Origin of the sequence: Lysinibacillus fusiformis, from assembly GCF_016925635.1 — a bacterium.
Classification (GTDB): domain Bacteria; phylum Bacillota; class Bacilli; order Bacillales_A; family Planococcaceae; genus Lysinibacillus; species Lysinibacillus fusiformis_F.
In genome coordinates this window covers 1,694,476-1,708,721 of the sequence record NZ_CP070490.1, presented here as the reverse complement: position 1 = coordinate 1,708,721, position 14,246 = coordinate 1,694,476, and the positions used below count along the sequence as shown (strand labels likewise).

Annotated in this window: 12 protein-coding genes; 6 read left to right on the top strand and 6 right to left on the bottom strand. The window is 36.5% G+C overall.

All coding sequences use genetic code 11. From position 1 onward, the window contains the following. Nucleotides 1–58: 58 nt before the first annotated feature. The gene (locus JTI58_RS08500; protein WP_243456359.1) at nt 59–1,318 is read left to right on the top strand and encodes a GNAT family N-acetyltransferase; all 1,260 of its coding nucleotides are present in this window, start codon (nt 59–61) and stop codon (nt 1,316–1,318) included. Between the two features lie 17 nt (nt 1,319–1,335). Here the strand turns inward: JTI58_RS08500 and psiE are convergent, their stop codons facing one another. Beyond that, nucleotides 1,336–1,788 carry a phosphate-starvation-inducible protein PsiE gene (psiE, locus tag JTI58_RS08495; protein ID WP_205446231.1) on the bottom strand — a complete coding sequence of 151 codons (453 nt, stop codon included), beginning with the start codon at nt 1,786–1,788 and terminating at the stop codon, nt 1,336–1,338. 207 nt (nt 1,789–1,995) lie between these two features. Here psiE and JTI58_RS08490 point away from each other — a divergent pair, with 207 nt between their 5' ends. Then, nucleotides 1,996–2,220, top strand: a complete 225-nt coding sequence (locus tag JTI58_RS08490) for a hypothetical protein (RefSeq protein WP_004233486.1) — start codon at nt 1,996–1,998, stop codon at nt 2,218–2,220. A gap of 53 nt (nt 2,221–2,273) precedes the next feature. On the opposite strand, the gene JTI58_RS08485 is transcribed toward JTI58_RS08490, so the two are convergent. Continuing rightward, nucleotides 2,274–4,004, bottom strand: coding sequence for a methyl-accepting chemotaxis protein (locus tag JTI58_RS08485; RefSeq protein ID WP_205446230.1), 1,731 nt, complete (start codon nt 4,002–4,004; stop codon nt 2,274–2,276). A gap of 194 nt (nt 4,005–4,198) precedes the next feature. Beyond that, nucleotides 4,199–5,182, bottom strand: a complete 984-nt coding sequence (gene guaC, locus JTI58_RS08480; RefSeq protein WP_205446229.1) for a GMP reductase — start codon at nt 5,180–5,182, stop codon at nt 4,199–4,201. A 236-nt stretch (nt 5,183–5,418) separates the two neighbouring features. Here guaC and JTI58_RS08475 point away from each other — a divergent pair, with 236 nt between their 5' ends. Next, nucleotides 5,419–5,838 carry a VOC family protein gene (locus tag JTI58_RS08475; RefSeq protein ID WP_205446228.1) on the top strand — a complete coding sequence of 140 codons (420 nt, stop codon included), beginning with the start codon at nt 5,419–5,421 and terminating at the stop codon, nt 5,836–5,838. A gap of 62 nt (nt 5,839–5,900) precedes the next feature. Here the strand turns inward: JTI58_RS08475 and JTI58_RS08470 are convergent, their stop codons facing one another. After that, nucleotides 5,901–7,850 carry a methyl-accepting chemotaxis protein gene (locus JTI58_RS08470; RefSeq protein WP_205446227.1) on the bottom strand — a complete coding sequence of 650 codons (1,950 nt, stop codon included), beginning with the start codon at nt 7,848–7,850 and terminating at the stop codon, nt 5,901–5,903. 651 nt (nt 7,851–8,501) lie between these two features. After that, entirely contained in the window at nt 8,502–10,451 is a 1,950-nt protein-coding gene (locus JTI58_RS08465; protein ID WP_205446226.1) for a methyl-accepting chemotaxis protein, read from the bottom strand. Between the two features lie 226 nt (nt 10,452–10,677). Between JTI58_RS08465 and JTI58_RS08460 the strand changes: the two genes are divergently transcribed. Beyond that, on the top strand, nt 10,678–11,052 hold the full coding sequence (locus tag JTI58_RS08460) for a VOC family protein (protein ID WP_205446225.1): 375 nt from the start codon (nt 10,678–10,680) through the stop codon (nt 11,050–11,052). A gap of 95 nt (nt 11,053–11,147) precedes the next feature. On the opposite strand, the gene JTI58_RS08455 is transcribed toward JTI58_RS08460, so the two are convergent. Next, nucleotides 11,148–11,894: a YybI family spore inner coat protein gene (locus JTI58_RS08455; RefSeq protein WP_205446224.1), complete on the bottom strand. Its 747-nt coding sequence runs from the start codon at nt 11,892–11,894 to the stop codon at nt 11,148–11,150. Nucleotides 11,895–12,176: 282 nt separating this feature from the next. Between JTI58_RS08455 and JTI58_RS08450 the strand changes: the two genes are divergently transcribed. After that, complete coding sequence (locus JTI58_RS08450) at nt 12,177–13,343, top strand: acyl-CoA dehydrogenase family protein (protein WP_205446223.1); 1,167 nt, start codon at nt 12,177–12,179, stop codon at nt 13,341–13,343. 36 nt (nt 13,344–13,379) lie between these two features. Then, a complete protein-coding gene (locus JTI58_RS08445) occupies nt 13,380–14,243 on the top strand; it encodes a transporter substrate-binding domain-containing protein (protein ID WP_205446222.1) in 864 nt (287 codons plus the stop codon). Nucleotides 14,244–14,246 lie beyond the last annotated feature (3 nt).

Sequence of the window (14,246 nt, the reverse complement as noted above, 5' to 3'; positions counted from 1 at the left end):
TTATTATGGGGTATAAAAATTCATAAATAACATGCAACAATGTGAAAATGGAGGGGACATGATGAGAGTTGTAGAGAAATTAGTAAAAGAACAAGATTTTGTATCCTTTGTGAATATCGTTGTAGGAGCCTATCCAGGAAGAATGGATGGGGCACACACAACAAAAGATCAGCTGACAAAGCACTTTATGCAAAATCAAAGCAATGATGAATCTCTTCATTATTATGGACTATGGGAAGATGACAAGCTCATTGGCGGTATGCGACTACATGACTTTCAAATGAACCTGTTCTCTACAATGCTACCAATCGGTGGGGTAGGGCTTGTTGCAGTTGACTTATTATATAAAAAAGAGAAGGTTGCAAAAGAATTAATCCAACATTTCTTTAACATCTTTTTAGAAAAAGATATTCATTTTGTGGCTTTGTATCCGTTTAGACCAGACTTTTATAAGAAAATGGGTTTTGGCTATGGACCGAAAATCTATCAATACTTGGTAGAGCCTTTAAGCTTCCCTAAAGGGCCAACCAAAAAGCACCTAAAATATTTGACAGTTGCAGATCAGCAACAGCTAATAGATTGCTACAACAGAGTAGTAGCTAAAAAACATGGGATGTTTTTTAAAACACAACCGGAGCTATCCTTTATTTTTAATAATCCAAACAACTATGTGATTGCAATGGAACAGGAGGGTACAGTACAGGGCTATATTGTTTTTTCTTTTAATAAGCAAAGCGAGAGTAATTTTATGCTAAATAATTTGGTGATTAAAGAGTGGATCTACGAGACTCCTGAGGCTTTGTTAGAGCTTAGTACATTTTTAAACAGTCAAGCAGACCAGGTAAACCGAATTGAATGGAATACACAAGAAGAAAATGTACATTTCTTTTTAGGGGATGTAAGAAATGGGACAAATCATTTGATTCCAAGTGTCTACCACGCAAGTGCTGTGTCTGGGGTTGGACTAATGTACCGTATTATTAATGTGAAAGGCTTTTTTGAAGAGCTAAGAACACGCAATTTTAACGGTGTCACCTTGACATTTAAGTTGAATGTTACGGATTCGTTACTTGCTAAAAATAATCAGCAACTCATTGTTGAAGCTGTTAACGGCACAATTAAAATAATAGAAAGTGGTAGCTATGACGTTGAAGTCACGTTAGATGTGGCTGAGCTTTCATCACTGGTAATGGGTGTAGTAACGGTCCAAGAGCTATTTATGCTTAGTCGAATACAGGTTAGTGATAATCAATATTTACAGGCTTTACAGCAATTTTTCTATGTGTTTGAAAAGCCTACATGTATATCGGCATTTTAGAATGGTAGTGAGAGCTTTTAATCTTTTTTGATGAGAATGGATGAACGTGTTGGTCTTTCAAGTGGTGTGATATTAATAATAAAGTAGCTTATGATTAGAATTAGGATAATTAATGAATAGATTAGAGTATTTAGAGGGTGGTCATGCTCCACAATAATTAATCGAATCATCGCTGTGATACCGATATAAATAAAGTATCGGAGTGGAAAATGGTAGTCCTCCTTGAAATATTTAATAATCATTGTGATGAATTCAAAATATAAAAAGAAAATAAGAATATTGGCAAGGAATAGTTTATAATCACCATCTTCCTTAGCAAATAGTAATATTTTAAGAAATTCAATTAGCTCCTTAAATAACAAAAAAGAAAGAATCAGTGCTAATAGTACAAGGCAAACATTGAGAAATAGCTGTAGAGATTTTGGCACAGCTTTAATGAGCTGTAAATAAGTCGTATTTTTTTGATTCATCCAATTCCTCCAATCGATTTTAGTAAATACATCATCCTATGGTTGAGTAGTAGAGTATTATGATATAAATATAACAATTAGCCGTAAATCTTTTCTTTAGTTTTTGTAAAGTTTTGGTATATTTTAATGAAAGAAAGTTTTCAAAATAATTTAGTGGTATGCTAAAATAGATGTGCATGAATATAAAATATAAAAGGGGTTTTTAAAATGGCAAAAGCTGCAAAAACTGATGCGAAAATTACACCAGAACGTTTAGAAGAAGCGTTAAATGTTCGTGATCGTCTTATTATCGAGCTATTGGTACAAGTACTTGATGAAAAATTAGTAATTGAGCGCCCTGTATTACGTGAACGTCTAGGAAACCTTGTAGATCTTGCTGATCATGATGCAGAGCTTAAGGAAACAATCCACGCAGTAATTAACAAACTATAATGTTAAGAAGAATGCTACGGATATGCGTAGCATTCTTTTTTATATGGTATTTTTCATGTAAAGCGTTCTACTAAGTCGTACATACGCTCTGCCTCAGTATGAAGCTCCATAGAGGAGTGCATGATAGACGTCACCGCTGACTTCTGTTCGTCAATGGAGGCGTTAATTTGTTCAGTAGCTGCGGCAGATTGTGTAGCGACACTTGCTATTTCATTAATAGCATTCATCACAACTATTCGATTTTCCGCCATGTCATTCATTCCTTTGTCTAGAGAAACAAGGTGCTTTGTAATATCATGAATGGAATCTGCTAGGAAAGTAAAGGCTCCCTTTACTTCCGTAATCGACATTGCCTGATTTTGTGAAAGTTGGAGCGTGTGTATCATTTTTGCATCTGAATTAGCAGTATCAACCTCAATACGCTGTAATAGATTTCTAACACGGTTAGTGGCTTCATTTGTATCCTCTGATAAATGGCGGACTTCCTCAGCTACGACAGCAAATCCTTTACCATGTTCTCCCGCACGTGCTGCCTCAATACTTGCATTTAGTGCTAATAGGTTTGTTTGTTCAGAAATGGATGTAATGGTTTGTACCACTTGATGAATTTCTTTCATTTGGCTCGTCAAGCTTGAGAAATTTGTACGTAACTCCTCAATTACTTGTGTAAATTCACTTGAATTTTGCAGTAATACATCTACTTTTTGTCTACCATTTTCTTGAGATTGATTAATGATATTCATATTTTCAGTAATCTCACCATATTTATCTGTAGCATTTGAGATAAGTGAGGACAGAGTTTCAACTTTACTAATGGCCATTTCTGCTTCTTCAGCTTGTACAACGGCTCCTTTAGAGATGTCATTGATTGCTTGATGAATTTCGTCAGCAGAAGCAGTAGTTTCCTCTGTAATGGCACTCAGCATTTCTGAAGAAACTCGCATTTGGGATGCACTATCCTTTGTGTTGTTGACCATTTCATGCAAGCTATGTTTCATATTATTCACGTTACTAGCTAGTATGCCTAGTTCATCCTCTGTAGTAACAGGTATGTCATCACCAGTTAGCTTGCCTTTAGCAATATCAGATGTGATCACCATAATTTTTCGTATATAGGTTGTCATTCGTCCAGAGAAGAACCAGAAGAGTGATACACCAATAATCGTTGCAAGGATTGTCATACCCAGTGTGTAATATAAAACATTATTAGTACCTGCATTAAAGTCCATTTCGTATGTACCAGCTGCTATAATCCAACCCCAATGCTTGTCCATTTCCACATAAGTAATTTTAGGCGCAACTATTTCAGGGTTTGAGGGAAGAGCCCAATCATAACGTACATATCCTCCTCCGGCTTTTGCTGCTTCAATCATTTCTCTTACAAAATAGCGTCCGTCACCTGTTTGTAAATCTGAAATATCTTGTCCTTCAAGAGATGGATGGGTTTCAACCATACCGCTATCTTGGAAAGCATAGAAATAAAAATTATCTCCATATTTGACAGGATTATCGATGGATCGTTTATTATCTTCAATTTTTTTACCAACAATCTGTGTTCTTGCACTTTCCTGAGCTTCCTCTAGCGTTATTTTCCCATTTTGAACTTGAGTGTCTAACTGTGCAATTAATTCAAGTATGCCAAGTGTGCCATTTTTAAGACTATCTCGACCTACCTGATCGAGTTCTCCTTTCACCACAATATAATTGACGGTTCCAACTAGTCCTGTTGATAGTAGAATAACTATAATGGCAAGACTAACAAGTTTATTACGTACTGACTTCATTAGAAACAACCTCCGTCCCTTCATTACTTCAATATAGTTCTATTATAATATATAGTTTTTTAATAAAATAGAAAATTCTGAAAATAAATACCATATTTTAATTCATCACATTAAAAGAGATAGGTCTCCAAAAAATCACCCCAATCAAGAGTAAATAGCTCTTAATTGGGGTGATGTTAGCGGGTATACACTAATTAGTACACTTTATCTCCATTGAAAATAGAGTTTTTCACGATTACATAATCAACATTTCGAATAGCCTCTAGCTTTGTGCCACCAGCATAAGAAATAGATGACTGTAAATCTTGTTGCATCTCGATTAATGTATCTTTGATGCTACCTTTATGTTCAACGTACATTTTCTTACCTTCGACGTTTTTACGTTCGCCTTTTTGGAATTCAGAAGCAGAGCCGAAGTATTCCTTCACTGTTCTACCTTCGACTTCGATTGTTTCACCAGGTGATTCTTCATGACCAGCAAATAATGAACCGATCATTACCATTGAAGCACCAAAACGTACAGATTTAGCAATATCGCCATGTGTACGAATACCACCATCAGCAATGATTGGTTTTGTAGCAGCCTTTGCACACCAACGTAGTGCAGCTAGTTGCCAGCCACCAGTACCAAAACCTGTTTTGATTTTAGTAATACATACTTTACCTGGTCCAATCCCAACTTTCGTAGCGTCTGCACCAGCATTTTCAAGCTCACGCACCGCTTCAGGTGTCCCTACGTTACCTGCAATGACAAAGCTGTTTGGTAAATGCTTTTTAATATGTTGAATCATACGAATAACAGCATTTGAATGACCATGTGCAATATCAATTGTAATAAAATCAGGTACCAAATTAGCAGCTGCTAATTCTTCGATAAATGTATATTCCTCTTCTTTTACACCAACGCTGATAGAAGCAATTAAGCCATTTCCTTGCATCTCTTGAATAAAGTTTCGACGAGTTTCTGGTTGGAAACGGTGCATGATATAAAAGTAACCGTTTTCAGCAAGTTTCTTAGCTAGATTTTCATCGATAATTGTTTGCATATTTGCAGGTACTACTGGAAGTTTAAATGTGTGTCCACCTAAAGTAACTGAAGTATCACATTCTGAACGACTTTCTACAATACATTTTGCGGGAATTAATTGAATATCCTCATAGTCAAATACGTTATCCATTATATACACTCCTAAAATACGAATATTTTTTAAGATTTAATTTAAATTGTTCGCCATTTGGTAATTTACATGATTTTTGAGTAAATGTCAAAGCTTTTGCGAAAATAAATAAAAAATTTAAAAAGTAGAGAAGCAAGCTTAGTTTGAAGATGAATTATTCTAGTTATAATTTGTGTTATGATTTGTAATCCATGTACAATAGAATTGCTTCAAAAAATGACAAAGGAGTGTTGGAAATGGCAGTAGAGGTTTATTTAAATTTTAATGGAAATTGTCGAGAGGCAGTAGCGTTTTATGAAGACGTTTTTAATACGGACAAGGCTGAAATTATGACGTTTGGAGAGACACCACAAAATCCAGATTATCCATTACCAGAAGAAGCAAAAGATCTTGTTATGCATACACGACTTTCTGTATTTGGTAGTAGAATTATGTTCTCAGATACATTTCCAGGCATGCCATTTTCCACTGGGAATAATGTCACATTAGCTGTTGTATCCGATGATGAAGAGCAAATGCGTCAAGCATTTGATAAGCTTAAAGATGGTGGTAAAGTGAGAATGGAGCTTCAAGAAACATTTTGGAGCAAATGTTACGGCTCACTTACAGATAAATTCGGCGTTGAATGGCAATTTAGCCATGAGGTAAATGAATAATTAAATAGCATGATAAAAAGCACGATGATAGGGCTAAACCAAGTATCATCGTGCTTTCTTATTTAGTAATTAAAACGATCTACATAGCCTTGTAATTCATCTGCCATATCAAGTAATGTTTTAGCAGAAGAGGCGATTTCCTGCATGGAGGATAATGTTTGCTCCGTTGAAGCGGCAACTTCTTCAGATGCAGCTGCGTTTAGTTTTGCATGGTCTGACAGTTCAATAGCAGTTGCGGATACTTCCTCTACAACGGCAGACATTTCTTGTGCAGAAGCTGATATATCTTCCATTTTCGGAGCCATTTCTCGAAGACTCTCAACGATACTTGTAAATTTCTTTTTCGTGTCCTCAGATAGCTGTAAACCTTGTTGAACGTCTGCTGAAGCTTTCGTCATCGTTTGTACAGATTTAGCTGTATCTTGTTGTATACCTGTAATAAGAGTAGAAATTTGCTCTGCTGATTGATGAGATTGTTCAGCTAATTTACGCACTTCATCTGCTACAACTGCAAAGCCTTTACCATGTTCACCAGCTCTTGCTGCTTCAATAGCAGCATTAAGAGCAAGAAGATTCGTTTGATCTGAAATAGCGCTAATGATTTCTATAATGGAGCCAATTTCTTTTGTTCGATCAAACAGGGATTTAATCATCATATCGGATTGAGCCACAGAATCATGGATGGAAACCATTTGATTAACAGTGTGCTCAACAGATTGACTACCTTCTTCCGCTAATTGGATGGCTTGGCTGGATAGGTCTGAAACTTGTAGTGCGCTATCTGCTACCTCTACAACGCCCTTTGCAATCTCCTCAATAGAAACAGCATTTTGATCGATTCCTGTTGTTTGTTTTTCAGTACTAATAGCAACCTGTTGCATAGCCTCTGTTACCTGCTCAGATGCAGCAATATTTTGCTCGGCGTTTGCTGAAAGACCTTGTGCAGAGGTTTGAACATGTTGTGAGCTTAGATCAACATTGCGAATTAGCTTTTTTAAGCTAACCTTCATTGAGATAAATGCTTCAGCAAGGTGTCCTATTTCATCTTTCGTATGAATATCAATATACTCCGTCAAATCACCCTCACTAATTTTCAGAGCACTCTGCTGTAGTTGTTTAATAGGGTTAACAATAGATTTAATCATAGAGAGCATAAAGATAATTCCTACAATAATAGAAATACCAATAATGAGTAATGTAATAGTAAAGGTTGCGGTAGCAGCATTAGTAGCCTCCGCAATGAACATTGTACCGATTATCTTCCAACCTGTGATTTCATTTGTTTCAAAGCGTAAATGACGGTCACCTTCAGTAATACTACCTTCTTGCTTTTCGTAAAGCTTTGAAACATATTCTTCTGTTGCCTCTGAGCCACTTTCCTTACCCTTTTGTGCAATGTAGAGCTTATTATTATCTAACAGAGAGGCAAAACCAGTTTCTCCAATACGCGTTTGATCTGTCAGCGCACTTAGAAGAGAGATATTTAAATCTATGGCAATTACACCCGAATCATCAGGAAGAGCTTGCATGACTGTAACAACAATGTTATTTGTTGATTTTGAGATATAGGGAGAAGTGATGGATACTTGACCTTTATTATCAAGGGCTTCTATATACCAAGGTCGTTTCCGAGGATCATAATCACTTGCATAGTCATGGACGGGTTCATCAATGATTCGACCATCCGCAGTCCCTATATATAGCAGCTCCACTTCTGGATGTGTATTTACATATTCCTGAAAAAGAGTTTTCAATTCGGCTTTTTTATCATCTTGTAAATAAGATTCATTTATTTTCTTGGCAAAATATTCGATATCATGAACTCTAGGAGCAATTGTATTGGTAATATTACTATTAAGCATCCGCACACTTTCCTTGGCGCTTGCTTGCTGCTCTTCTAAAATTTGGTTTTTGGTACTTTTAAAGGAGGTATACCCGATTAAAAGTGCGGGAATGAGAAGTATGACTAAAAATGCAAAGATGAGTTTCTTTCTTAAACTAATTCGTTTCATATAGTTTTCCTCCTTTAACGACATTATTCAATTGTAATACAACTAATTACTGGATTGGTTTTATTACTAGTAGTCTCCTAAGTCGTTCAAATGTTTAATCTGATTCTAAGAGGAAAATGAATAATAATCAACACAATTTTCTGAAAAATCTGGAAAATCAAGTTATGCTACGGCATTATTTGTAGAAAAATATCTTATTTTGTATTTGCCTTTGAATAAAAAAGATGATGTCAACTACAGATAAAGCAATTTTGCAAGGCGAGAGGTTGATTTCCGTTCCGCCAGCGTCCTTTCCAGGGGGCGTCCGATGAGCCGCTTCACTCACTTACGCTCGCTCCAGGGTCTACTCTGTGACGCTAAATCCCAAGGAGTGACGCTGGCTCCACTCCAATCAACCATTCTGCAAAAGTGTCTTTTCCTTATCTTTCATACTAGCTTCAGTGAACAAAATAGCCATTATCTGTAGTACAGAGAGAGGAAAGGCTCTTAATTTCAATGTGAAGAGGGATGCGTGACAACAACCCTTCATAAAGAGTAGTGAACACCTTCACTTTGTTTGAAACCCATTTCTACCTTTCAATTGACTATTTTGTTTTTCAACACTAAAAAATCTGAGTTCAATACTAACTTGAACTCAGATCTAGAAGAGTATTAATATTTAAAACGATTCACATAGCCCTGCAATTCATCAGCCATATCAAGTAGAGTTTTGGCTGATGAAGCCATATCTTGCATTGAAGATAAGGTTTGTTCCGTGGAAGCGGCAACTTCTTCTGTAGCAGCAGCATTTAATTTTGCGTGATCTGATAGTTCAATAGCAGTTGCTGAGACTTCTTCCACCACTGCTGACATCTCTTGAGCTGATGCAGAAATATCCTCCATTTTCGGCGCGATGTTTCGTAGGCTTTCAATTATACTCGCGAATTTCTTTCTCGTTTCTTCTGTCAATTGTAAGCCGTCTTGAACATCTGTCGACGCTTTGACCATGGTCTGTACAGATTTTGCTGTATCCTGCTGAATAGTAGTAATGAGCGCGGAAATTTGCTCTGCTGATTGATGAGATTGCTCTGCTAATTTGCGCACTTCATCCGCCACTACTGAGAAGCCTTTGCCATGTTCTCCTGCTCTAGCTGCTTCAATAGCCGCATTTAGAGCAAGTAAATTTGTTTGGTCTGAAATAGCACTAATCATTTCTAAAATGGAACCGATCTCTTTCGTGCGGTCATAGAGTGCTTTAATCATTGTATCTGATTGCGTAACGGACTCATGAATAGAATTCATTTGCTGCACAGTTTGTTCGACAGATTGTCCGCCTTCTTCAGCCAATTGGATAGCATGGCTAGATAAATCAGAAACCTGCATGGAACTGTCTGCAACTTCTACAACGCCTTTAGCAATTTCTTCAACTGAAATGGCATTCTGGTCAATACCTGTTGTTTGTTTTTCTGTACTAATTGCCATTTGTTGCATGGCATCCGCCACTTGCTCTGAGGCAGCAATATTTTGTTCTGCATTGGCAGATAGATTTTGAGCGGATGTTTGGACATGTTGTGAGCTTTGATCGACATTACGAATTAGTTTTTTTAAGCTAACTTTCATAGCGATAAAGGCTTCTCCAAGCTGACCAATTTCATCTTTAGAATGAATTTCAATAAACTCCGTTAAATCACCGTCACTAATTTTCAACGCACTTTGCTTCAGTCGATTAATTGGGCTAACAATAGACTTTATCATGAAGAGCATAAAAATAACGCCAACGACAATGGAAATAACAATGATAATCAAATTTATATTCAATGTGGAGGCAGCAGCTTTTGCAGCTTCCGCCGTAAACATTGTACCAATTACCTTCCAACCCGTTAGCTCATTCGTAACAAATTGTAAGTGACGGTCTCTTTCAATGACAGTGCCGCTTTCTTGCTCATAAATTTTTGTAATGTAGCTTTCAGTTGCCTCTGTACCACTTGCTTTATCTGGCTGGGCAATGTAAATTTTATTACTATCTAAAAGAGAAGCGAAGCCCGTTTCTCCAATACGTATATTATTCGTAATATCACTTAATGTAGAAATATTTAGATCTAATCCTAAAACCCCAGAACCATCTGGTAAAGCCTGAGTGATTGTAATGACAATGTCACCTGTAGATTGTGTAACATAGGGTGCAGTAATTGAGGTCTTTCCATTATTATCTAAAGCCTGCTTATACCAAGGCCTTGTCCGAGGGTCGAAGCCATCAGGATACTCTTGAACAGGCTGGTCAAACAGTTTGCCTTCAGCAGTACCAATGTATATCAGCTCTACTTCAGGGTGCATATTTACATATTCACTTAATAAAGATTTAAGTTCTAAACTGCTATCATCTTGAAAGTAGGCTTTACTAAATTTTTGTGAAAAATATTGTACATCTTTCAACTTGGGTTCAATCATAGTTGTAATATTGGAATTAAGAATACGCACACTTTCAGTTGCACTTGCGTGTTGTTCCTCTGAAATCTGCTGTTCAGCACTTTGGTAAGAAACTATTCCAATTAATAGTGTTGGGATGAGAAGCATGGCTAAAAACGAAAAAATAAGCTTTTTTCTTAAACTTAGTTGTTTCAATTGTATTATCCTCACATAATATTTTTATTCTATACTTTTCCCTAGAAGGTAAATAATACTCATTCTATCAGAAATAAAGAAAAAGTTAAGTACTTTGAATTAATTATTTGATAGTAATATATATTATTGTCAATTGTTCGAAAGTTCCCTAAATTGAATTCGATAGAAGCTATATAAAGCTACTTTTTGATGTATACTAATGCTCAAAAGAGGAGGGAATGAAGTCATGATTCATCAAATTGGACAAGTAATGCTATATGTTAATGATCAAGATATGGCCGTGAAGTTTTGGACAGAAAAAGTAGGTTTTGTTGTTATTTCTGAACAGGAAAAGGCAGGTATGCGCTGGATTGAAATTGCACCAACCAAGGAAGCTCAAACATCCTTTGTACTTCATAACAAAGAAATGATTGCTAAAATGCAGCCTGAGCTAAATTTAGGAACACCTTCTATTATGTTTTACGCTGATAAAATTGAAGAGATGTACCAAGATTTTCAGGCAAAGGGCATTAAAGTAGGGGACCTAGTAATGATGCCAATGGGTAGAGTTTTTAACTTTGCTGACCCTGAAAATAACTATTTTGCCTTAGTTGAAAAATAAATGTAAATAACGGAATCTGCTTGTTTTTTGTTAGATTATTAAGTGAAAATGAGCAGATTCCAGCTTTGATCTTATTTAGTATTTAGATTTGACCTCTAGGATAAATCCTCTCCAAAAATCCCAACCGTTTGCCGATCTATTATAAATTCATGGCCATTCCATTTTAAAATATTTTGTACATAGCCTAATCCATCAGCATGATATCTACCTGCAATTTCTTGATACCCTAAAATTTCATATGTTCCATCTCGGTCATAATCAACAGGATATAGTCCACCAAAAGGATCTACCCAGCCTTCAATCGGTTGCTTTAAGGTACCGTCTGGATTATAAATTTCTGCTAAGTAATCAGCCCCTTTATACTGTAAATCGATTGTGTATTTTATAGCAGGAATGAAACTCCGAACAACAGCCTTGTAATGATCTACATAATTGACGTTATATTTAAGTTTGTTATTAAAAGACTCTGCATCAAAGATGGAACGAACTTGATTGTTGATGGAGGAAAAAATCTCACCATTAACAATTCCACCGCTACCCCCTGTATCAGACACAACTAGAATGTCCTCAACATGATCACCAGTAAAATCGCCCAAAAAAATAGTCGGATTATAGCCCATATTTTGTTGCAGTGGAAGTTGTTCCATTTGACGTGTTTGCCCATAAAAAATAGTCAGTGTTAGGTTTCTCCATAAAGGACTATCTGGCTGTTTAGTGCCCATTAAAAAAATGGTTTCAAAAAAACCATCACCATTAATATCTCCAAACTTAGTTTGAATAACCTGTGGAGCCGAATGGGTTATGATTCCACCGTTTTGTGGAGAATTTATATTATTAGTCATCTATGCACCTCTTTCATTAGTCTTAGCATATGTTGTAAGCAAAGCTTGGTGCATAAATCAAAGATAAAAGTTGAAACTTTATAATACATATTAAACTTACAAAAAAACTTGAATTTCACCCATTGACATTTTCTAATGCGAAAAGTATTATAAGTGTCAACGAATCAGAAAATTCAGTACCAAATAGTATCTCAACTACATTATGTAGCCAGAGATTTTTTTTCATTATCAATTCTTAGTAAATTTATACGATTTATATATATTAGGAAGAAGGAGATTCATTTGAAGAATTTATTTGTAAAAACTGAGCGACAACGATTTTGGTTAGATCAGCTAGCTACTATTGCTGAGCCAATCAAGGCAGAGGCTGTTGAGGTAGATGAACAATCTCGTTTTCCGTTTGAAGCACATCGGTTACTTTTGCAAATAGGCTATCCACAACTCACTTTACCGAAACAATATGGCGGAGAAGGCTTATCTGTCTATGATATGGTCCTTGTACAAGAAACGCTAGCAAGCTATGACGAGAATGCTTCTCTTTCCCTTGGATGGACATTAGGCGTTGTCGGAGAAATATATGAAACTAAGCTATGGACTGATGAGCTATTAACAGCGTTCGCTGAAGAAATAAAGAGAGGTGCCATGATTAATAGAGCTGTCAGTGAGGCAGCAACAGGTAGCCCAACACGAGGGGGGCGACCAGGAACAAATGCCATTTCTACAAAAGATGGCTGGTTATTAAATGGGCGCAAAATCTTTACGACTGCATCGCCAGTGCTAGATTATTTCCTTACTTCCGCTTGGATTGAAGAAAAGCAGCAAGTTGGTTTCTTCCTGATTCATAAGGATTCAGTAGGTCTATCCATTGAGGAGAATTGGGAAATGTCTGCAATGCGGGGCACAAGCAGCCATGACCTTGTGTTAAAAGATGTCATTGTGGCAACAGAGCATTTAGTAGAGTTACCAAGTCACCCGAGTGGTGGCAAGATAAATGGCTGGATACTTCATATCCCGGCAACATACTTAGGCATTGCACAAGCTGCTCGTGATTATGCTATCCATTTTGCCAATCATCATCAACCGAATAGCTTGAATGCTCCAATAAGTACATTGCCAAATGTACAACAGCTTTTAGGGGATATTGAATTAAAGCTCCATCAAGCACGATTTGTCTTATATGGAGTGGCCGAGGCTTACGATGATCCAGCTAGACGTGGATTAATAACAAATGAAATGGCTGTTGCGAAACATACTGTCACAAACATGGCAATAGATATAGTCGATAAAGCGATGCGTGTTGTAGGGGCAAAAAGCTTGCAGCTATCCAATCCATTACAACGCTATTATCGTAACGTTCGTGCGGGACTTCATAATCCACCGATGGATGATATGACGATTATTAAATTAGCGACTGCCGCTATTGAACAGCAGAAATTAACTGAAAATTAATCATTACATTACGTGAAAAATAAGGAGAAATGATATATGAAGAAGAATAAGATATTTCAATTTGCAGCGGTTGGTTTGGCATCTATAGCATTATTAACAGGTTGTAATTCAGGAGAATCTGCAGATAAAGATTCAGGTAATGGTGAAAAGGTTCGTACAGTAAAGGTTGCCTACGATCAAGCGTCAAAACCTATTAGTTACATCGACGATAATGGTAATCCAACAGGTTATGATGTCGAAGTAATGAAATTAGTAGATGAGTTATTACCTGACTATCAATTTGAGTATGTAGGTACTACAAGTGATGATTTGTTAATTGGTGTAGAGCAAGGGAAATATCAAGTAGGGGTTAAAAATGCATTCTTTACGCAGGAGCGTACAGAGAAGTTTATTTTCCCAAAGGAATTTTTAGGTTTAAGTAGCGCTGGTCTAGTTTTACGTAAAGAGGATGAAGGTGTGAAAACATTAGCGGATTTTGCCAAAAAGGGCTATTCATTGGCACCAATTGCTGCAAATAATGCTCAATATACAATTATTGATGAGTATAATACGGCCAATCCCGATAATAAAGTAAAACTTGAGGCTGGTGACGCATTTACAGTCGATGTAGTGCAGTGGGTAAATGAAGGTCGTGTTGATGGTGGTGTCATGATTGAAGGACCATTTAAACAACAAGTACTTGCAGAAGATGGCCCATATTATAACCTAAAAGATGACGTTGTCTATAACGAATTTGCTGTTATTAAAACATGGCCACTGTTCAATAAAAAAGAGCAGGAATTTGCTGACGCTTATGATAAAGCGATAGCTCAGGTTAAAGAACAAAAGAAAACAAATGAATTAAGTACAAAATTCTATGGCCGTGATTTATTTGAAGTACTGGAAAATGTAAATCGTTAGTTT